The organism is Roseibium sp. (genome assembly GCF_965216085.1).
GTDB lineage: Bacteria > Pseudomonadota > Alphaproteobacteria > Rhizobiales > Stappiaceae > Roseibium.
Map to the genome: position 1 here is coordinate 2,382,892 of NZ_OZ244138.1, position 20,640 is coordinate 2,403,531.

15 protein-coding genes are annotated in these 20,640 nt (G+C 52.9%); 6 read left to right on the forward strand and 9 right to left on the reverse strand.

Going from position 1 to position 20,640, the window contains the following annotated elements:
- The first annotated feature begins 45 nt into the window (after positions 1-45).
- From ACOOFE_RS11025 to ACOOFE_RS11040, 4 genes are all read left to right on the forward strand, one after another.
- Entirely contained in the window at positions 46-450 is a 405-nt protein-coding gene (locus tag ACOOFE_RS11025; RefSeq protein WP_420414952.1) for a RidA family protein, read from the forward strand.
- Between the two features lie 127 nt (positions 451-577).
- Entirely contained in the window at positions 578-1,042 is a 465-nt protein-coding gene (locus ACOOFE_RS11030; RefSeq protein WP_141186491.1) for a MarR family winged helix-turn-helix transcriptional regulator, read from the forward strand.
- Positions 1,043-1,136: 94 nt separating this feature from the next.
- The gene (locus ACOOFE_RS11035; protein WP_420414953.1) at positions 1,137-3,293 is read left to right on the forward strand and encodes a thiamine pyrophosphate-dependent enzyme; all 2,157 of its coding nucleotides are present in this window, start codon (positions 1,137-1,139) and stop codon (positions 3,291-3,293) included.
- Positions 3,294-3,316: 23 nt separating this feature from the next.
- The gene (locus ACOOFE_RS11040; protein ID WP_420414954.1) at positions 3,317-4,831 is read left to right on the forward strand and encodes an indolepyruvate oxidoreductase subunit beta family protein; all 1,515 of its coding nucleotides are present in this window, start codon (positions 3,317-3,319) and stop codon (positions 4,829-4,831) included.
- A gap of 70 nt (positions 4,832-4,901) precedes the next feature.
- Here ACOOFE_RS11040 and ACOOFE_RS11045 read toward each other — a convergent pair whose 3' ends face one another.
- Together ACOOFE_RS11045 and ACOOFE_RS11050 are read right to left on the reverse strand one after the other, a co-directional pair.
- On the reverse strand, positions 4,902-5,309 hold the full coding sequence (locus ACOOFE_RS11045; RefSeq protein WP_141186494.1) for an acyl-CoA thioesterase: 408 nt from the start codon (positions 5,307-5,309) through the stop codon (positions 4,902-4,904).
- 606 nt (positions 5,310-5,915) lie between these two features.
- Complete coding sequence (locus ACOOFE_RS11050; protein WP_420414955.1) at positions 5,916-7,328, reverse strand: nucleotide sugar dehydrogenase; 1,413 nt, start codon at positions 7,326-7,328, stop codon at positions 5,916-5,918.
- A gap of 472 nt (positions 7,329-7,800) precedes the next feature.
- Between ACOOFE_RS11050 and ACOOFE_RS11055 the strand changes: the two genes are divergently transcribed.
- Entirely contained in the window at positions 7,801-8,643 is an 843-nt protein-coding gene (locus ACOOFE_RS11055) for a hypothetical protein (protein ID WP_420414956.1), read from the forward strand.
- 2 nt (positions 8,644-8,645) lie between these two features.
- Positions 8,646-9,218 carry an NUDIX hydrolase gene (locus ACOOFE_RS11060; protein ID WP_420414957.1) on the forward strand — a complete coding sequence of 191 codons (573 nt, stop codon included), beginning with the start codon at positions 8,646-8,648 and terminating at the stop codon, positions 9,216-9,218.
- Positions 9,219-9,251: 33 nt separating this feature from the next.
- Here the strand turns inward: ACOOFE_RS11060 and ACOOFE_RS11065 are convergent, their stop codons facing one another.
- The 7 genes from ACOOFE_RS11065 to ACOOFE_RS11095 form a co-directional block, all read right to left on the reverse strand.
- Positions 9,252-10,763, reverse strand: coding sequence for a sigma-54-dependent transcriptional regulator (locus ACOOFE_RS11065; protein ID WP_420414958.1), 1,512 nt, complete (start codon positions 10,761-10,763; stop codon positions 9,252-9,254).
- Between the two features lie 32 nt (positions 10,764-10,795).
- Positions 10,796-14,296, reverse strand: a complete 3,501-nt coding sequence (locus tag ACOOFE_RS11070) for a PAS domain S-box protein (RefSeq protein ID WP_420414959.1) — start codon at positions 14,294-14,296, stop codon at positions 10,796-10,798.
- A 130-nt stretch (positions 14,297-14,426) separates the two neighbouring features.
- Entirely contained in the window at positions 14,427-16,313 is a 1,887-nt protein-coding gene (locus ACOOFE_RS11075) for a hypothetical protein (protein WP_420414960.1), read from the reverse strand.
- Positions 16,314-16,323: 10 nt separating this feature from the next.
- Positions 16,324-17,832 (reverse strand): MBOAT family O-acyltransferase, encoded by a 1,509-nt coding sequence (locus ACOOFE_RS11080; RefSeq protein ID WP_420414961.1) that lies wholly within the window; start codon positions 17,830-17,832, stop codon positions 16,324-16,326.
- A gap of 3 nt (positions 17,833-17,835) precedes the next feature.
- A complete protein-coding gene (locus ACOOFE_RS11085; RefSeq protein WP_420414962.1) occupies positions 17,836-19,059 on the reverse strand; it encodes a hypothetical protein in 1,224 nt (407 codons plus the stop codon).
- Complete coding sequence (locus ACOOFE_RS11090; protein ID WP_420414963.1) at positions 19,056-19,265, reverse strand: hypothetical protein; 210 nt, start codon at positions 19,263-19,265, stop codon at positions 19,056-19,058. Before ACOOFE_RS11090 ends, ACOOFE_RS11085 begins: the two co-directional genes overlap by 4 nt.
- Positions 19,258-20,526, reverse strand: coding sequence for a hypothetical protein (locus ACOOFE_RS11095; protein ID WP_420414964.1), 1,269 nt, complete (start codon positions 20,524-20,526; stop codon positions 19,258-19,260). The genes ACOOFE_RS11090 and ACOOFE_RS11095 overlap by 8 nt, the downstream gene beginning before the upstream one ends.
- Positions 20,527-20,640: the final 114 nt, after the last annotated feature.

The following is a 20,640-nucleotide window of genomic DNA, read 5'->3' on the forward strand; positions in this document are numbered from 1 at the left end:
ATCTACGAATAACCGAAAAGACTGACACACCGAAGGAGAAGTTGAATGGAACGCAAGGCAGTCAATCCAGCAATTTTGTACGACTCGGTGCAGTTTGGTTTTTCTCATGCTGTCGAGAGCACAGGAGAGCGTCTTCTTCATTTATCTGGTCAGGTGGCATGGGATGCGAACGGCGATCTCGTTGGTCCCGGTGACCTGGCGGCACAAGCTGCCCAGTGTTTTGCAAATTTGACCGAGGTTTTAGCACAGAGCGGTGCTACGGCAGCGAATGTTGTTCGCTTGCGGACATATGTGGTCGGGTATTCGCCTGACAAACTAGAAATACTGGGGCCTGCAATTGCTGCATTTTATGGTGATGTTGTACCTGCGGCCAATACCTTGATAGGGGTTCAGGCACTTGCAATGCCGGAGTTTTTGATCGAAATCGAGGCCACCGCAATTCTCGGATAGCGGGCTGGAATGTGTCGCATAAATTGCAAACCCGCCGTTGGGTTTAGATAATAATTCCAATTGGTTTTCGGTAGGAACTTGTTAGACACTGGCTTCAGTAAGTCCGGCGGAAAACGAAAAGACATCCATGACAAAAACCGATAGTGATGAGCTGACTGCCACCCAATTAACTGAATTTGCGCCCTACCTCATGAACAGAATTGTTCACCGCTACAACCAAACTGCTCAGGTAGCGATGAGCGAACGCGGCATCACCACACCAAAAATGCGCGTGCTGGCGGCTTTGGCATCTCAAGGTGATCTCACAGTCAATGAGCTCACTGTCTTTGCGGTATCCGAGCAGTCCACTATGAGCCGGACGCTTGACCAGATGGAAAAGTCTGGCCTTGTGGTCCGGAAAACCGGCGATCAGGATAGCCGTGTCCGGCACGTCTCGATAACAGAAAGCGGCTTGGCGCTTTACCGGAGTATTTGGCCAGACATGTTGAAAGCGGAAGCGGAGTTGTTTGCCGGGCTAGATAAAAAGAAGAAAACAGCATTTCTCAACACTCTGAACCAGATTTTGCTCAATATCAGGGTGAATAAATTTTAGGTGGTCAGGACTTGGATCGAGTTGGAAATGACCAGGCCAAATTGACTTCGCTTTGCCATAATATATATTCATTTGCATATTATGTGGGGGCGGTATGGCAGAGCGGTCTTTTGCGAAAGAAGTAGAACATCTCAGGATCGGTGCTGGCCAAACCTTTCGCGGTGAGGGCATTCTGGCGATAACAAAAGCCCTGTTGGAAAATGGCGTTGGGTATGTTGCCGGGTACCAGGGATCCCCGATCAGTCATCTGATGGACGTGCTTGCTGATGCCCAGGACATTTTGGGTGAGCTCGGTGTGCATTTTGAGGCGAGCGCCTCCGAAGCGACCGCTGCGGCCACCTTGGCAGCCTCGGTTCACTATCCAATTCGCGGCGCCGTCACCTTCAAATCGACAGTCGGAACCAATGTGGCATCTGACGCCTTGGCAAATCTGTCGTCAGGCGGAGTTACCGGTGGTGCGCTGGTGATTGTCGGTGAAGATTACGGCGAAGGGTCTTCAATCATGCAGGAGCGCAGTCATGCTTTTGCAATGAAAAGTCAAATTTGGCTGCTTGATCCTCGTCCAAATTTGCCGTCAATCGTCAAAGCAGTCGGTGATGGCTTCCGGTTGTCGGAAGCGTCCCAAAGCCCCGTGATGCTTCAAGTCAGAATTCGCTCGTGCCATATGTTGGGTGAATTTGAAGCACAGGACAACATCGCGCCGGCGATGACAGTCAAGGATGCTTTGGAAGCGCCGAAACGCGACATAGACCGGATAGTGTTGCCGCCCGCATCTTTCCTGCATGAACAGGAAAAGGTCACCAAACGGCTACCTGCGGCCCTACAATTTATCAAGGACAACAAACTCAACGAGATGTTCGGTCCCTCCGATCGCAAAGTTGGCATAGTTTGCCAGGGTGGCATGTACAATGCTGTCGTCCGGGCCTTGCAGCGCCTCGGGCTCTGCAATCTTTATGGCGATACCGATATTCCGCTTTATGTCCTCAATGTCACCTATCCATTGCTGGAGGACGAGTTTCTGGAATTTGCCAAAGGCAAGGACAGCGTTCTGGTCGTTGAGGAGGGGTATCCGGAATACATCGAACAGGCACTTCGATCTGCGTTGAACAAAGCAGGTTCGAATACGAAATTGCACGGCAAAGGAGTGTTTCCTCAGGCTGGTGAATTAACCGCTACAGTCATGCTCGACAGTATATCGGCATTTTTGCGGGATACCGCATCTAACCTCATGCCGTCGGTTGCTAGAGCCCCCAATGCCCCCGCATTGGCGCCGTCTACTGAGCTTGCAAATACCGTCCCGGTGCGACCGCCAAGCTTTTGTGTTGGCTGTCCGGAGCGGCCGATATTTGCGGCGACCAAACTGGTCGAAGAGGAATTGGGAGAACATCACATTGCCAGCGACATTGGCTGCCATTTGTTTTCCATCAATGCGCCGTTCAACCTGGGCGCAACGACGATGGGGTATGGACTTGGGCCTGCCTCAGCGTCCGCTTTTAACGACAAGGCCGCAGACAAGCGGTCTATTTCCTTTTTGGGGGACGGGGGCTTCTGGCATAACGGGTTAACGTCATCCATCGGCAATGCCGTATTCAATGACAACGATGGCGTGATTGTCATTGTCGACAATTTTTATTCTGCGGCAACTGGTGGTCAGGACATTCTGTCATCTCGTGCGAACAACAAGACGAAGTCGACCAAACATCCCATCAAGGATGCAGTCGAAGGCATGGGTGTGAAGTGGGTTCGACAGATTGATCGCACCTACGATGTCGGCACCATGCAGGCGACATTAAAAGAAGCCCTGACCACTGAAGAAACCGGTCCCAAAGTCATCATCGCGTCTTCAGAATGTATGCTCAACCGACAGCGCCGCGAGAAACCACTGCGACTGAAAGCTGTTGCGGATGGAAAACGCCTCAAACGCACCCGGTTTGGCGTTGATGAAGATGTCTGTACGGGGGATCACGCTTGTATCCGGCTCTCCGGCTGTCCGTCACTCTCGTTGAAAGAGTTGGATGACCCGCTGCGGGATGATCCGGTTGCCAGCATCGATCAGAACTGTGTTGGATGTGGAAACTGCGGCGAAGTTGCAGATGCTGCAATCTTGTGCCCCTCGTTTTACCAGGCCGATGTCATTGAAAATCCGACCTGGCTGGACCGCTTCTTAAAGTCGGTCCGGTCTTCTGTGATAGGCTGGCTGCAGCGCCGTCGCGATGCCAAACGCCTTGTGTCTGTCAACGGTTCAGCGTGATGGTGCAGGCATTGAAAGAGGACATGACGGACCGCGGGCAGACGTCTGCTGATATCATCAAGATCGCAGTTCTGGCTGTTGGCGGGCAGGGCGGCGGTGTCTTGACCAATTGGATCTCCGATCTTGCCACGCGCGGCGGGTATGCTGTGCAGATGACCTCCGTCGCCGGTGTTGCTCAGCGCACCGGAGCGACCATCTATTACGTTGAAATGGCACCCAAAACCGAGCGCGATCCTGTGTTCGCTCTGAGCCCCTCTCCGGGGGATGTGGATGTCCTGGTCGCTGCCGAATTGATGGAAGCCGGAAGAGCCGTGATGCGCGGCTTTGTTACACCTGATCGAACAACATTGGTGGCCTCGACGCACCGGATTCTCTCTGTTGCTGAAAAACAGGTTCCAGGGGACGGACGATCCGACAGCACATTGGTGGAAGAGGAAATCATAAAGGCATCGTTGTTGAGCGTCTGCTTCGACATGGAGGCAATTGCGACCAATGCCGGCAGCATGATATCGGCCAGCTTGTTCGGCGGATTGGCACGTAGCGGTGCATTGCCTTTCGACAATGCTCTCTTTGAAGAGGTGATAATGGCATCCGGGCGCGGGGTGGATCAAAGCCTTGCAGCTTTCCGCGGTGCTTTGGCGTTCGACGAAAACGCAGGACGAACTGAAGATGTAATTGAAGTTAAGAGTGAGGCAGGACCCGCTAGGCTATTAGAGGAATGGAATGCGCTGCTGAATACAGCTGAGCAGGTTGCACCCGAAAGTCGTGACATGGCGATAGCAGGATTGCGCAAGGTCGTTGATTTTCAAGACACGGCTTACGGCGCTGCGTATCTGCAGCACGTTTTGGATCTGCAAGGATTGGATAGCGCTGATCAAGGCTTCAGGCTCACAACAATCGGCGCCAAATATATCGCAAACGCAATGTGTTATGATGACATTGTGCGTGTGGCGGATTTGAAAACGCGGGCCAGTAGGCACGACCGTTTGTTAAAGGACCAGGAGGCAAGCCGGGATGAGATCGTCCATGTGACCGAGTATTTTCATCCCCGGGCGCAAGAAATTTGTGGCACTTTGCCGGCCGGTCTGGGTGGCTGGATTGAACACTCGCCCAAGGCCTTCAGGATGCTCGATGGCTTGGTGAACAAGGGCCGACGGATCAGAACCGATGGCTTGATCGGCTTCGGACTGTTGTGGTTCGTCAGTTCATTGAAACCTTACCGACGGCGTTTTCTGCGCCATTGCCATGAACAGGCGCATCTTGATCGGCTGTTGAAGGCAGCACATGACGCCAGAGCGTTGGACTATGATCTTGCCGTTGAGGTCTTGTCCGCGCAGCGTCTGGTGAAAGGGTATTCCGACACCCATGAGCGGGGACAGTCAAAGTTTGCCAAGGTACTAGGTGCTCTACCCTTATTGCAGGGCAGAGACGATGCGGCAGAATGGTTGCGGCGCCTGCGGGAGGTGGCCTTAAAAGACGAAGATGGCGCCGCTCTTGATGGTGCCTTGGCGACAATTGCCTCGTTCGTTCAAGAATGACCAATGCAGCCAATTAACTGACAGAAGAAAATCGGTGCGATGGCAAAGCGTTCGCGAACCTGCCAGCGAACTAAAGATACGAGAGCAATGTGTTCCGGACGTCTTCGGGCCAGGTGACGGACGTATGTTTGTCCAAGTCGCTGGCGGCGAGTACCTGTTTGCTACTCCAGCGCTTTTCTTCGCCGCAACTGATCACATGTTCAAAGGTCACTGACGAGCGGCCGACCCTTGTCACCCGCAATTCAAAGGTTAGCAACTCACCAAATAGCGAGGGTTTTGAAAAGTCACAGCTCAGGTGAACGGTAGGCGTGCCCCACCGTTCTTTCCAGATGATCTCGTGCCACGGGTAGCCGATTACCGTCCAGAATTCTTCATTCACGCCATTAAGAATATTAAGATAGGCGGGGAAATAGGCTGTTCCGGAGATGTCGCAATCGCCGAAGCGCAACTCTCTGGTGGTCGTAAATACTTTGGACATTATGACTTCCGACATTCCTAAGTTTGTTGCATTTCTTGCATTGTCGCGCGTGTTCTCAAAAAACTATTGAACCGGTGGGTAGGACACAAGTACGAACTCGCGCCTGAATGACGATACTGTCTTGGTGGAGATTAAATTTGGCTATTCCTGCGGCCGTCGAAATGAGTTTATGAGCAACAAAGCCTGCGCGACGTGAAGATTTTTCGAAATAAATCCGGAAATTTCGCGGTAGAAATAATTGCAGACTTGCCCCGTGGAGCGCTTTTTCGGTTAGTTAATACCGCCAAATCTCACTTAGTCCCGCATATTCCCGGCAAAAAACAACTGGTGCCAAATAATTCCGGCCAGTGCCATTTAATTCTGACAAGTACATGTCTTCTGAAGTTGATTTTGGTTTGGCCTGATCGAACTTGGAAAGGTTTCTTGCGGTTGCTGGATTTGGGGAAACGATCAAATAGGAAACCCGTTCATTTGTAGACGGATCAAACGAACTCAAATTCGGGACTGCGAATACCGGACGGATAGGCACTGCGTCCAGCTACTGCTGGTGTCCGCTCCTGCATTATGTCGATGGGGCGCAGTAGCAGGAGCGGACTGGAGTGCTTCTTATGACCAGCCAATGCCGGTGTAGCAGGACGACACAGGAGCGGTTGACGTGATACGGACCAAGTCCACGATCACTGCGTCTTTCTGCCTGGATTTTAGGGCACTCCTTATCTTTGGTTGGTTTTGAGCGATTACGATCGTATCTGCCGTTTCTAAAGCCGTTTCCGGTGTTTCCGCCAAATAGGTTGGCAGGGCATCTACAACGGCTTTCAAATGCGGGGCGGCATGACGCATGTAATCGAATTGTTTTTCGATATGCGGTCCAGGTTTGATTGCTGGATCATATGCAGTGACTTCAATGCCGTCCTTTTGAAGTGCTGAAATCAATTCCAGAACTGGACTCTCGCGCAGGTCGTCAGTTCCGGGTTTGAAGGCGACACCCAGGATTGCAACCTTTTGCGGCTTCGTGCGCTGAATGAGATCCACAGCCTGATCGATCTGTTCGTCGTTCGAAGGCATCAGGGCATCCATCAAAGGAAGATCGACGTCCAGCTCTCGCGCCAGATGGGTCACCGCACGGACTTCTTTTGGCAGGCAAGACCCGCCAAAGGCAAAGCCCGGCTTCAGGTAGTAGGGGGATAGGTTGAGTTTGGTGTCCTGGACGAAGATGTCCATAACCGCATGACTGTCGATCCCCATCGGTTTGCAAAGACGGCCGACTTCATTGGCAAAACAGACCTTTGTGGCGTGCCAAACGTTGTCGACATACTTTACCAGTTCAGCCACCTCGATGGACGTAACAATCGGATTGGTGTCAACAGGCGCATAGATCTTTGACAGAATGTCGGATGTTTTGACATCAGTGACGCCGATGACCGTTTTCGGCGGGGTATGGAAATCAGAGACCGCTGTACCTTCGCGCAAGAATTCCGGATTGAAGCAGATGCCAAAGCCGTCTCCAGCCCGTTTGCCGGACCATTTCTCGATAACCGGCTTCATGATGTTCAGTGTTGTGCCGGGCGGGACCGAACACCGAAGAACGACGACATGAAAGTCCGGCTTATAACGCAGCGATTTGCCGATACTTTTTGCGACCGCTTCAATCGCCCTTGTATCGCATCCGCCATCTTCGTTGGTCGGCGTTCCAACAGAGACAAAAGTAACGTCGGTCTCCCGAATGGCTCTGTCCAGATCTGTCGTCGCTGATAGCAACTTGTCTGCAACGCCCTGCGTCAGCAGATCAGAAAGACCTTTTTCAACGATTGGGCTGTGGCCCCACGCGATGGATTCGACCTTGGATTTGTCAACATCGACGCCAACGACCTTGTGACCCAACTTGCTCAGGCAGGCGAGGGAAACGGCACCGACATATCCAAGGCCGACAACGCTGATTGCTTCTTTGGTTTCGATTGCTTTGAACTGAAACGGTTCGAATTTTTGAGCCCGTTCGACGTTTCCGACATAGACATTCATTTGACTGCTCCCGTTTGAATGGACTTGCAGGTCAAAGGAACAAGGACTGTGCCATCAGGCTTATTTTGAGAAAATAATATATAGATCAGAATGTTATGGGGATATTGGTTTTGTGGATGTTTGTTCCGCCATTGCCAATATTGAAAACTGTATTCCCAAAACAGAAACAATTTTTGATTGACGGCAAGGACCGCAAGAGGAGGGGCAACATTACCAAGAATTTCTGGTCCGCAGCAGGATCTATTTATAAAGCAATATCCAACTGCGTTTCCGGCATCAGGTTGTTTGCGAATTTGAAATCGGATTTTGGAATTGCGAAGAGTAGCAAGGTTAGAAGACGCGTCTTAGATGCGGTAAATTCTAATTAAATTATTGAATAGAAAAGACTATTTCTTCCTTCTCGGGTCGGTATGGTTGAATGGCCAGGACCTTGCAGTGCTTCCTTCAAGCAACCATTCCGAAGGAGAAAGCCATGTTCCCGCAAGCTGTATTCGCACCAATTGGTCAGGTTTCCGGCCCGGTCATTACACAAGCTTTGCCGCAAGGAGAGGATGTCTTTCTCTTTGATTTGGAGGGGCTCCTGTCCAATACATTGAGTCATATGGACTACTCGTTTGCAGACTATCTGCGCGAATTCCTAGATGAGAGGAAATGTTATCTTCTGTCGCGCAATAACTTCAACGATGCCTGCAGCCGTCTGCCATCGAGCGTCTTGAGGAGATTTGCAGGCGTATTTGCCTCCTGTGGAACAGAACTTTGGGTCGATCAGCAGTTGGTAGACTGTCATGATCATGCGTTCTCTGATGACCTGTACGAGTTCGTCGTCAATGTTGTTCGCAAGAGTGCGTTTTATGAGCGGACCCCGCCACTCGTCGACCAGGGCGCAGCCTGTCTGCGCATATGTTTGGCCGGTGTCCGCGCGTCCGCCGCAGAGCAACGGAAATATGAACTTTGGGAAAAGAAGGCCCAGGAATTGCCGGAGATTGTTCGTGAATTTCAGTTCCGCTTTCCAAAGTACGCAATTTATCAGGATACGGCGACGAGCTTGCTTATTTTACCGGACAGTTTTTCACTCGTCAGCATTCGCGAGCAAATTGAAACACACCAAAAACCGGCGCGTTTGATCAGTTATTTGCACTTAAATACAGCGCAAGGGTTTGCCAAGCCTTTGTGCGATGCCTTGCCACGAACGGATGTTCTTTCAAAGATTGCCGGGCCAAGCGATGTCAGTCAGCTTTTGAGTTACGAAGTCCGGCGCATGTCAGGACGGGACCCTCTCATTCGGTTGCCAGAAAATGCGAGAGAGGAGGCCTGACAATGGGCTCTCTTCTGTCCAAGGAATTCCCCCTGGATCACTGGGCTGTCCTAAATACCAAAAGGGTGTTTGACGCTGGCAAACGCATTCAAGTCAGCAAGCAGATGGTCCGTTTGCCGGACAGCCGGGTGGTGGACGACTATTATCAGGTGGAATTGCCGTCATTTGCCACAATCTATGCCGTCAATGAAGCCAATCAGGTGCTTCTGCTCAGACAGTATAAACACGGCGTGGGCGATGTCTGCCTGACGCTGCCCGGTGGTCAGATCGAAAAAGGAGAGGATCCGGAGTTTTCGGCGCGCCGTGAGATGCTGGAAGAAACAGGCTACGGCGGCGGCCGGTGGTACACTGGGCCGACGCTGGTTCTTCATGGAAACCAGAGAATTGCCCATGCGCATGTTTTTGTCGCGCGCCACGTCATCAAACTTGGTGAGGCTTCTTCAGGTGACCTTGAAGACACGGTGTTGACGACGATGTCGCCATCTGAGGTTCGAACCGCAATCCAGACCGGATTGATGCCGGTGACATCACATGTTGCGACAGCCGGGATCGCGGACATGATCCTCAGTCAGTGAAACCTTTTCATCGTTCTTGAGCGCTCCATCCACTCAAGATGGAGCGTTCTCTTCCAACTGATCGATTACAAAATCCATGTTAGCCGCTCCCTGATCATCAGGCAGATCTGTTGCTGTGTCGTCTTGAGCGGCCCAAATTTCCTTCTTTCGATAAAGGGTCGACGGGCTGACCTGGAGAACTCTTGCGGTTTTGGGAAGACTGCCGCCACAGGCGGTGATCGTTGCTTCGATGAGTTGGCGCTCCAGAGTTTCGAAGGATTGTCCAAGTGCAACAGTGATGGTCGGCCATCCGGCGGGTGCCGGGTTATCCGCGATTGCTGAAACAGCGGGTGAAGGCGATACATTTAAGGGAATTGCAGACGGCGGCGGCGGAGCGATTGGGGCCCTGGTTTGCATCGTGGAGAGCATTTCCGCTTCGACGATCGGTCCTTCATTCAGAACAACCAGATTGCGGATCGTGTTTTGCATTTCACGAACATTTCCGGCCCAACCATGGGCCATCAGCGCTTCTTCGGCTTCTACGGAGAACCCTTCGAACTCCTTTCCTTCTTCTGCCGCAAACTGGGTTAGAAAGTGCTGGGCCAGTTCGATGACGTCTGCGCCGCGCGCGCGCAATGGAGGCAGGCTGATCGGCAGAACATGCAGCCGGTAATAGAGGTCTTCCCGGAACCGGCCAGCTTCAACTTCCTTAAGCGGGTCGCGGTTGGTTGCGCAAACAATCCGGGCGTCCACTTTGCTCAACGTATCGCTGCCAACTTTTTGCACGGTGCCGCTTTGTAGAAAGCGCAAGAGTTTTGCCTGAAGCGACAGCTCGAGTTCGCAGATTTCGTCCAGAAACAAGGTTCCGCCATCGGCCCGTGCCGCGGCGCCTTCACGGTCTGACGTTGCCCCGGTAAACGCGCCTTTCACATGACCAAATATCTCGGACTCGATCAGATCCTTCGGAATTGCAGCACAATTGAGCGGGATGAAGGGCTTTTTAGCGCGTGGGCTCGATCTATGGATTGCCTCCGCACAGACTTCCTTGCCGGTGCCGCTTTCCCCAGTGATGAAGACAGAGGCGTTGGAGCGTGCAACGCTTTCAATCATCTTGTAGACGGCTGTCATGGGCAAAGAAGAGCCAATGAAACCGTGGTTGGCTTTGGAGCGGGCCGGCTTGCGGACTTCTGCCACCACTTCGGTGAGCGTTTCGCGCTCCATCGCGTTTCGTGTGGTGGTGACGAGGCGTTCTTCAGCAACCGGCTTCACAACAAAATCGTAGGCGCCAGCCTGCATGGCTTCGACGGCTGTTTTGATGGAGCCGGAACTGGTAACGACCACAACTGTCACCGGGAGTTGTTCTTCCCGGATTGTGGTCAGGACCTCAAAGCCATTCATGTCCGGCAGTTGTAGGTCCAGGAGGACGACGCTAATGCCGCCTTTACGCAATCTTGAGAGGGCTTCTGCACCGGTTTCGACATGCAGTGTATCCATGCCCGCCCGGGAGAGCTGGTGCTCATAAATGGTTGCCAATGAAAGAGCATCTTCAACAATCAGAACTTTCAACTGAGACGTTCCTCCCTGATTGATTTGGGAAATCATGCTTTAAAATTGATGTCGATCCCAATCTTGTCTGCCAGTGCTTTGACTTCCGTTAATGTACGCTCACATGTTTCCTGAAGTTCATCAACTTTCGCCATGGCGGCAACGGCATTGTTGTTTTGCGCCAGCAAATTTATCTCAGAAGCAATTGTGGTAAGTTCACCGGCGCCAAACGTACCGGCAACGCTCTTCAAAGCGTGTGTCGCCCGCTCCAACATCTCGAGATCATTGTTTTCGACGGCGTCACGTGCAGCCGATTGCCGTTTCAAAGTGTCCTCCACAAATTGACGAAGCAGTTTTGACTGCAGGTCTGCCGGCATCGTTTTCAATATGTCCTGCGCGGCTTGCAGCGTGTTGGCGGCGTGTTTTTCAGCTGTGCTGCGCGCAATTTGGTCCGGCATTTGAATGTTTTTGGTAATGCACGCCAGAAGATCTTCTTTTTCCACGGGCTTGGCCAGGAAATCTGTCATGCCGGCCTCAATGAACCGTTCCCGGTCTCCGCGCAGCGAATAGGCCGTCAAAGCGATGATTGGAGTTCTGGAATTCCTATCGCCTTCCTGGATCTTTTGGGTCGCTTCAATGCCGTCCATTTCAGGCATGGAGATATCCATCAAAATGCAATGGTAGTCCCGGTTCTGTGCGGCAGTCACGGCTTCGCGGCCGTTGTTGGCGATGTCTATGTCACAGCCGGCTTGGGTTAGCGCATGGCTAACGACGATCTGGTTGGTGGCATTGTCTTCCGCCAAAAGAACCACCAGTCCCTCCGGAAGTGTGGCTTCTCCCATGTCTTGTGGAGCGAGTTTTTCGGAAATTTGTTTTTCAGACAACTGGATCGGCACTGTGAAGTGGAACGTGCTGCCCGCACCCGGCAGGCTTTCCAGCGTGACTTCGCCCTGCATAAGGGCCGCGATTTGCCGGCAAATCGCCAGTCCAAGACCTGTGCCGCCATGTTTCTTGGTGTAGCTGCTGTCGACTGTGACGAAATCGCCGAACATCTCGTTCTGCCGGTTTTCCGGGATCCCGACACCCGTATCTTTCACGGAAAAACGGAACGTTGGCTTGTAAGGATGATCCTGTTTCACCTTGACCGAAATCTCGACAGATCCGAGCTCTGTAAACTTGATTGCATTGGATACGAGGTTGAGGATGACCTGTCGTAACCGGCCCGCGTCACCGACAACATTTACCGGAATGCTTTCGGGATAATGCAGGCTCAGATTCAAACCTTTTTCTTGGGCGGTTGGCTGGAATAAATCGACGACACTGCGGACAACCGATTTCAGGCGGAAGGGAGTTCTCTCCAGTTCCATGCGGCCCGCCTCCAATTTGGAGAAGTCCAGGATGTCGTTGATCAATTCCAAAAGCGACCGACCAGATTCCCTGGCTGTTTTCACATAAGCCGATTGTGCGGGATTGAGGTCGGTGTCCCGCAAGAGACTTAGGATTCCCAGGACACCGTTCATGGGGGTGCGGATTTCGTGACTCATCATGGCAAGAAACTTGGCTTTTGCCTCGTTGGCCGCTTCTGCCTTTTCCTTGGCTTCCCTTAAGGCCGCATCTGCTGCCTTTCTTTCCGTCACATCGCGGACGTAACCCAAAAACAATGGGCCGTCAGAGCCTTGCGTATGGCGGATTGCCAATTCAACGATGATTTCGTGGCCATCCTTATGAAGGCCTTCTATTTCAAATCGTTTCCCAAGAACCGGGCCGTCACCGGTTTCCATGAATTTCTTCAACCCCGTGTCATGCGCATCGCGGTATTTTTCGGGAATTATCATGCTGGACATTTTCTGGCCCACAACCTCTTGAGACGTCCAGCCAAAGACGTCTTCAGCTGCGGGGCTGAAGTCCAGCACGGTGCCGTTGCCATCCATGACGATGACACCGTCAAACGAAGCATCGACGACGTTCCTGAGGAGATCTTCACTGCGGCGCAGGTCTTCTTCGCGGTGTTTTAACTCCGTAATGTCCACCCTGAATCCGACCAGGCCACCTTCGCTGGTCCGGGATTCAATGACACGCAACCACCGGCCGTCATCTAGGTGCTGTTCCATCGGCGAGCCCGGATTGACGTGATGATCCATTCTGGCGGCAATCCAGTCTTCCAGGTCCTCGTTGGGAACCTGATATTGGCCTCTATTGGCACCTTCTCTGATGATGGATTCAAACGTTCTGCCTGGTTCAATGAGATCTGCGCTGCTGGCGTAGAACTCGCGGTATTTCTTGTTGCAAATGACCATCCGGTCGTCCTTGTCGTAAAGGACAAAGCCGTCGGGCAGGGACTCGATGGCATCGATCAGGCGTGTTTCGGCCTGCCGGAGTTTTTGTTCTGCGAGTTTTTGATTGCTCAAGTCCCTGAAGATGGCCGTGTAGTTGTCGGTCTCTTCTGTTGGAGCTTCTGAGAGGGACATTTCAACCGGGTAGATATCTCCGTTGATCCGTTTGCCGAGCGTTTCAAACCGGCCATCTTTGGAAACTGCGGCAGCTTGTTTTCCGTTACAGCAGGCAAAGGGGAGGTTCGTGTCTGCGATATCCGGCAGGATCTCGGTGATCAATTTGCCTTTCAACTGATCTGGCATCTGCGCACCGAACATGGCAAGTGCTGACCTGTTGACGTTGCGGATTTCGCCGTCCGCATTGATTGTCAGCAAACCATCCCGCATGGTGTCGAGAATGGCGCCGACTTGAGCTTCTCCGACTTCTGCCCGGTGGATTGCTGATTGAAGTGCTGCGTTCTTTTCCCGTTCCGCATCCGCAAGATCGGCAACCCGTTGCACGGCTCTTTTGCGTTGTTTGGACAGGACATAGGTCAGAGAAAGCGCGGCGCCGAACGCAACGATCAGAAGAAAAACGAGATTGTTTGTCTCCCCAAGTCCCGATCCATAAAACGATGACGCAGGTATGGAGACGGCCTGAATGCCCCGAATATCTCCAACTTCCCAATCGGTCTTGGGCGAGGATTCATGTGTGTTGTGGCAGGCAACACAGCTGCCTTCCATTTTGACCGCGGTCGCACTTCGGTAGACAGATCCGTCGTCCGTGTCTTCAAGCCGTTCAAAAGGCTTATCGGGATTTTGTTGAATGGCGGACAGCGCTTCTATCTCGAAGTCATCCAGTTGCCTGTCAGTGCGCCACGGCCAGGGATAGTCCGATAACATCCGGATGCCGCTTTCTGCGCCGGTATCCTTCAGCTCTTCTTCGAGTGCCAGCGTCATGGATACGGGCGCTGGAATGGTCAAATCCCGGCCGTGAAAATCGTGACTGACCTTCACATCGTCTGATGAATAGAGCTTGTCGACAACTTCACGCGAATAAAACGAGCGGGTCGCAGACAGAAGTTCGGACTGCGCTCTTGCTGCCGCTGAAAGATCTGCTGTCCGGACCTTTTGGCCAAGATCGACGGCCAGCACATAGGCTGCGATTGCCGATGCGGATATGAAAATCAAAACAAGCCAGAAGGTCGCGTCGTGGCTTAATTCCCGAACAATTTTCTGCATGGTTCGATTTTCTCGCCTATGGTCTTCTGGGCCGTCGCTTAAGCCGGGGTCAGTTTGCATATGCTTGCTCACCGGATATGAATTTTCAATTGAGAACAGAATGCTGGCACCATCTGAGTTGTACCGGCTGTCACTCTGATAAGCTCAACTTGAAGAACGGATTTCGATCCAGAAACATCATCCAGCTGCTGTAAGTGAACCTATCTTCGATACGGCAGATGTCGGTACAGCGATGGACATCAATGCTAAGCGAGAAATCGTCCATCGGGTCAAACAGTTGAGCATAGGCATAGATGGAATCTGCCGCGCTTCTATTTGGAATAGGTGTTGTGTAACGCGTCCGGAACGCATCCGTTGCGAAATTCGCCCATCCGCCGGCGGGAAACCATTTTGGTGACTTGGGGCCGGCGCCGTCCAAGTCCCTCGGCGTTCGTACGCCGGAAGCCAGCAGCATATTCAGCCGGGACTGAATGTCTCGAATCGGCAGGGATGAACCCGCGCTGGGAAGCTGAGCGAGCGACAGCAGACTGATCCCGGCGTGCCCAGTGTCTTCGTATCGTTGGCCAGCGATTTGCGCAGCTGTCCGGCCCTTTTCCAGGTGATAAGCGTCGGGCCAATACCGCCAGAGACTGCCATCTTGATTGTCCGACCATGAGGCAAGGAATTTTTCTGTTATGGTCTTCGCGCGGGTTCGATACCGAGGTTCATCGAGATCGCTGAGCAGTCCGGCAAAGGATGTTTGCCAGTTCCAGGGCGCGGCGGCTCCCGCAAACCTGAATTCGGCATCTGCTGCAATCCTGTAAAGTTCCAGATCGTTGTCAAAGTCGGGTTCAAAGGTTTCGGCAAGACAGGATTGGGTCTTGGCGATTTGGGACCGAAGGGCAGTCGGACATGCTTTCGCCAGATCGTTACACCCGTCAGAGAGAGCATTAGCAATCATGGCCTGATTGATCATCAGGTTGAGCCTGTCATCTTCGCCCTTTGAATAGATGGTCGAGCTCCAGGCACATGAAGGGCCTGAGCGTTTTGTTGCACCATTTTGGGCAGCCAAAGTCAGGCGTATGGATTTTTGCGCAAGTGCCGCAAAAACCGGGTGTTTTGTTTTACGGTAAAGTTTTGCAAGCGCGCGGGTGCGATAGCTCTGGTTCCAGCTTTGCAGGCCTTCCGCATCAGAAGAACAGGCACGAACCTCACCGGTTTGGCCCAAAAGAAGTCCTGTTACCGCGTAATAAAACTGCATTGCCGACTGAGAGCCTGAGAGGGTAGCGACAGCTAGGCCCTTTCGGCCCTTTCGTTTCGGTAAGCTGACGAACTCGGCTGTAGGGCTGGAAAGCACTGGTGTGCCGATTTCGCCGGTCTCCAGAGAGATTTTGTAAAGTCCGGAGCCGCGTTCAGGGCAAGACATGCGTGCCCACAAGCTTTCGCCAGAAAGCCGTAATCGCTCCGGCTGGCAAGACTCGAATTCTACCAGCGTGGTTGTGCTCTGATCATCTGAACCGGTGCGATCAATCCGCTGGGTGATGAGACGGGGGGCTTCAGTTGAGCTGTCCAGGAGCAAAGTCACCTGATCCTGGCGCGCGCGGATCAGCTTGACGGCAATACCACGCTTCCAAGTGAGCAATATTTCGCCGTCCTTTAGAAGTTCGGTTTGCTTGTCACCTGTTTTCCAGGTTCGCAAAGAGATCAGAGAACCATCGCGCAACAGCCGGAGTGTTCCCAGGCGCGCCTTGGCCGTCTCTTTGGCCTGGAGCGGTCTTATCTCTCCATTGACCGTGATGGTCGGATGATCATCTCCCGGCGATTTCGCAGCGATGAGTTGGTGGCCTCCCGCATTGGATACGGTTTCGATGCACTGACCCGTGACACCCTTTTTCAGCAGCAAGCCGGTCTGCAGATCGACGGTGACGTCCTGAGCGGGCACCTCCAGAAGAAATTCATTGGACTGATCGGCGGACGCAGGTGCGGTCCATAAACCGGCTAGAGAACTGACCAGAAACGGATAAATCGATTTTCTCATGACTGTGCCCTCAGAAATTGAAGTAGATGAACTCGGTCATTTCTGCGAGCCGATACGTTTGGATCAGAGCGATGCCAAATAGGATCGAGACGCCCAAGGCCCATTGTGGTGACGGCTTCCAGCGGATCGGCAGGAAGTTTTCCGATTTCCGTTGAGACAGCAGTTTTTTAAGACCCAAAACGGGGTTGTAGTTCTCTGTCAGTTCGATGGAGTTCGGAAGTAGGAAAACGATCGCTGCAAGTGCAGTCATGGCCGCCCAAACCGGCAAGGTTCCTGTTGCGAAAGCCTCCCATAGCTTGGGTTCGTAGACGGTGGAGAAACCTGTCATTCCGGCCAGGATGTTGCTGGCCCCGTCGAAACTTTCCGCACGGAAAAACACCCAGGCAACGATCACGGCCAAAAGTGTGAGGCCACGGCTAACGAGAAGCGCTGCAGGCCGCGGTAGTATGTTTGGCACATACCCTTTTTCAGAAAGCGCAGACCAGCCGTGGTTGATGGCCAGATAAGCACCGTGAAGACCGCCCCAGAAGACGAAGGTCCAGCTCGCTCCATGCCACAGGCCGCCGAGCAGCATGGTCACCATCAAATTTGCATATCGGCGGACCGGCCCTGAGCGGTTGCCACCGAGCGGGATGTAGAGGTAGTCGCGCAGGAAATGCGACAGGGTGATATGCCACCGGCGCCAGAAGTCGGAGATGCTGGTCGCTTTGTAAGGTGAGTTGAAGTTGACCGGCAGGCGGATGCCGAAGAGACGCGCCAGGCCAAGCGCCATATCGCAGTAGCCGGAGAAGTCGAAGTAAAGCTGGAAGGTGTAGGCGAGGGCGCCGATCCAGGCCGCCTCCAAAGGAACGCCATTTGTGGTTTCGGCAAGCGCAAAGACACTGTTGGCGTAAGGAGCAATTCCGTCCGCCAAAACGATCTTCTTGAACAGCCCAATCGCAAAGAGCGTGCTGCCAACCGCGAGGTTCAAGACCAGTTTGTTCTGGAAGACAGGCAGCCGGAATTGCGGGATTGTCTCCTTCTGCATCACAATCGGGCCGGCGATCAATTGCGGAAAGAACACGACAAAGAGCATGTATCGCGGAAAGTCGCAGTGTGTGATGTTGCCCTTGTAGGTGTCGATCAGGAACGAAATCTGCTGGAAGGTGAAGAACGAGATCGCAAGCGGCAGCACCAGGTGCAGCATTGGGAAATCGGTTCCGGCAAGAAAGTTGGCGTTGCCAATAAAGAAATCGGCGTATTTGAAGACCGCGATCAAGGAGAGATTGAAGGCAATTCCAACCGTGAGGAGGTAGCGGTCCGGGTATTTCCGCAAAACGCGGTGGAAGCCGAAATTGACGGCAATAGAGCCGAGCAGAAGCGGCAGATAAATGGGCGTCCACCAAGCATAGAAAACAAGGGACGCGATGGTTAGCCACCAGATGATGCCGTTTTCCCATCCCCAATGACGCAGCAGCAGATAGCCGAGCAGAACCGGCGGCATGAAAAGATACATGAATTCGAGGGAACTAAAGACCATGACTTACCCCTCCTTCTGATCATCGGGGTTTAATGGAGACCGCTCGATTGCCGTCACATTTGGCTGATCGGCTTGCATCAAATCTTTGAGGAGGTTTTTGCAGCCGATGTGACCTCGATCGGCTCCTTTTTGGGCGAGTTCGATGGCCTTGGAACGGTCCTGACTAAGAAATGTGCCGGTGGCATAAAGCCGGGCGAGTTCTTCCATCGCGCCGGGATGACCGACAGCAACACTGCGCTCCAGAAGATCAACCGCCTCCATCGGGTCGAGCCCGTACTCAGATTTCAGATGCAAACGAGCAAGGGAGGTCAGGGCACCGCCGTGTTTTGCCTTGGCGCCAAGGCGCAGCCATTTCAAACCTTCAGGAGCTTCGCTGGTCTTGCCGCCGCTGAGCAGCAGATGCCCCAAATCATGCATGGCCCCGGCATCTCCGAGCTCCGCGGACCGCAAAAACCAGGTCTTTGCCTGGGTTCGATCTGCATGTAGAAATTCGCCGTCGCGATAGATGCGGCCAAGGGTCTTGGCAGAGCTTGCAGAGCCGTCACGGGCCTTTCTTTCCAAGCCTTCGATAGCTTTTGCAGCCCAGAAACGGGCTTTGACCGGATCCGGCGTTGACCCGTAGCGGCCTGTCAGGAGAATGCGGGCGTAATTAATCGTCGAGGACGGATAGCCGGCAATCGCGGCCTTTTCATAATGATGAAATGCCAAATCCAGATCACGGTCGGTGCCAATGCCGCGTTCAAAATGTTTGGCGAGTTGCACATGGGCTTTTGGGTAATCCCATGCAAGGGCTTTTTGAAACCACTGCAAAGCGATTTCCGCGCAGTGTTCTCCGGTTGACCGCTGAAACAGGCGGCCGAGTTCGTAGGCAGTTTCGCCGCGATAGGCAAAAGCGTATTTGACCGCTTCCAGGAAGATCAGACGGGCTTGATCGAGGTCTGCCTCCACACCCCAGCCATTCTTGTAAGCTCTGCCTAGATGATAGAGTGCGGTCGGGTGCCCATCGTTTGCGATTTGGGTTAAAAGATCGGCTGCGGCTTCCCAGCGGCCGACTTTTTGGAGGCCCCGCGCTTGCTTGAGCATTTCTTCAATAGATGGATCGATCCGGGCTGATTGGGACTTGCGTTGAGCCGGTGTGTCGATCAATGCCACCGTGCCTGATACACCCAAGATCGTACCAAGAAGGAGCAGCTTCCAAAGCATTGGTTTTGTCGGTGCTTTTTTCATTGTGGTCGCTCCACGAAATCAAAGGTTGCGTAGCGAATTTCAATCATTTGCTCTTCATGAACGTGGCCGCGATCCAACAACCAATCGATCATCTTCAGATCATGATTGAGGGTGTCTTCTGGCCCCATGAGGCTTGCGCCGATGACCACACCAATGGCGAAACCGGTCAGGCTGAGCAAAGTGTCTTCGACAATCCGTCTAACCATTGACTTGCCTCCATATCCGGCAGTTCTGACCTTCAATGAGCTGAAGGGTTCCATGTGTTTGGATTTGAGAAATATCTTCTTGGCGAACCGGGCATGCGAGGTTGGACCGGCGCTTCAATGCCAAGGCTGTAGAGGCACTGTCAGAGGTGATGATCTGCAGAAGTTCGCCCACGATCCGGCGGGCCGGTGTCGATCCGAAATGATAAGCGTCTGTGAAGTTGTTGAGGTCCCGTGTGAAGGGCGTGTCGAAATCCAGATCGACGACAAGTGCCAGGGTCGATAGCCGGTCCCGGAATTGGTGATTGGCACCGTTCAGACCGAAGTCCGCGATCCGGCGCTGCATTTCTGAGATCGTTGGCGGGATCAGGAAAATCAGCTGAACGCCATTTTCGTCAGTCCAGTCTGCGATTTCTTCGATCTTGGCCCAAAGTTCATCGGATTCCTTAAAGCGGCGCCAATCGGCCGCTCCGTTGGTTCCGACCTGCTTGGCAAAAAGCTGAGGCAAATCGCGATCAAGGTCGATGCGCGGCCAATAGGCTCCCCATAAGCCGAGGCCGATGCCGTAACCACGATGGAGTACCGGCAGGATAAGTTTGCCAGGAGGAGTCTTGAGAGCACATTCGTCACAAAGTGCTGGATCGAGCAGGGCTTCAAGAGACAACTGAGAAGGAGCGGTGAAATCGGCAGCTTCTGCTCTTGCGACACTCATCAAAGAGATCCGGTCAAAAGCAGCAAATGCTTCTGGAAATTGGTCTTCCAGAAGACGCCATCCCGTCTTTGCGACAAACCAGTTTGAATAATAGCTGAATGGATTTTCAGCGAGGGAGATCGCTTCAGGGACCCGGTTCATACCGCCCTTGAACCTGGCGTCCATACTGCGCAGCGGCAGGCTAATGATCAGGGTTTCAAGGTCTGCGTTTTCCTTCAAATATTGGAAGGTGTCGTAGATCTCGTAAACCGTCGCTCCGCCATACGCGAAATTGTAGACATCGTTCCTGCCAAGCTCTTGCCAGTATTTGTCCTGCAGCGCACGCGCCCGGCTGTCCCCAAGAATGACTGTCGGTGCCTTGATCCTGGGATATTCGATCATCTTGTAAAGCGGGTAGTGCGCCTTGACGCTGATCTCTTTTTTGTTGAGGCCCAGATCGACAAGTTTGTTGTGATCAAATGAGTCCACGACTGCATTAAAAGCGATCGGAGCCAAAGCAGCCAAACCCGTCAGAGCCAATGCAGCCGTATAAAGTTTTGGTTTGAACCTCATTTGAAACACCCCGATCGATTGCTTTTCAGGGAGTCACATTCAAGATGAAGGCCAGCTAATTCATTTGATGAAAAGATATAAGAATCAGATGGTTATAATAACATTTTGAATTTG

Excerpts from the sequence above, each read along its gene's own strand:
- ACOOFE_RS11025 (WP_420414952.1), top strand. The coding sequence starts at position 46 with ATGGAACGCAAGGCAGTCAATCCAGCAATTTTGTACGACTCGGTGCAG.
- ACOOFE_RS11030 (WP_141186491.1), top strand. The coding sequence starts at position 578 with ATGACAAAAACCGATAGTGATGAGCTGACTGCCACCCAATTAACTGAA.
- ACOOFE_RS11035 (WP_420414953.1), top strand. The coding sequence starts at position 1,137 with ATGGCAGAGCGGTCTTTTGCGAAAGAAGTAGAACATCTCAGGATCGGT.
- ACOOFE_RS11040 (WP_420414954.1), top strand. The coding sequence starts at position 3,317 with ATGACGGACCGCGGGCAGACGTCTGCTGATATCATCAAGATCGCAGTT.
- ACOOFE_RS11045 (WP_141186494.1), bottom strand. The coding sequence starts at position 5,309 with ATGTCCAAAGTATTTACGACCACCAGAGAGTTGCGCTTCGGCGATTGC.
- ACOOFE_RS11050 (WP_420414955.1), bottom strand. The coding sequence starts at position 7,328 with ATGAATGTCTATGTCGGAAACGTCGAACGGGCTCAAAAATTCGAACCG.
- ACOOFE_RS11055 (WP_420414956.1), top strand. The coding sequence starts at position 7,801 with ATGTTCCCGCAAGCTGTATTCGCACCAATTGGTCAGGTTTCCGGCCCG.
- ACOOFE_RS11060 (WP_420414957.1), top strand. The coding sequence starts at position 8,646 with ATGGGCTCTCTTCTGTCCAAGGAATTCCCCCTGGATCACTGGGCTGTC.
- ACOOFE_RS11070 (WP_420414959.1), bottom strand. The coding sequence starts at position 14,296 with ATGCAGAAAATTGTTCGGGAATTAAGCCACGACGCGACCTTCTGGCTT.
- ACOOFE_RS11075 (WP_420414960.1), bottom strand. The coding sequence starts at position 16,313 with ATGAGAAAATCGATTTATCCGTTTCTGGTCAGTTCTCTAGCCGGTTTA.
- ACOOFE_RS11080 (WP_420414961.1), bottom strand. The coding sequence starts at position 17,832 with ATGGTCTTTAGTTCCCTCGAATTCATGTATCTTTTCATGCCGCCGGTT.
- ACOOFE_RS11085 (WP_420414962.1), bottom strand. The coding sequence starts at position 19,059 with ATGAAAAAAGCACCGACAAAACCAATGCTTTGGAAGCTGCTCCTTCTT.
- ACOOFE_RS11090 (WP_420414963.1), bottom strand. The coding sequence starts at position 19,265 with ATGGTTAGACGGATTGTCGAAGACACTTTGCTCAGCCTGACCGGTTTC.
- ACOOFE_RS11095 (WP_420414964.1), bottom strand. The coding sequence starts at position 20,526 with ATGAGGTTCAAACCAAAACTTTATACGGCTGCATTGGCTCTGACGGGT.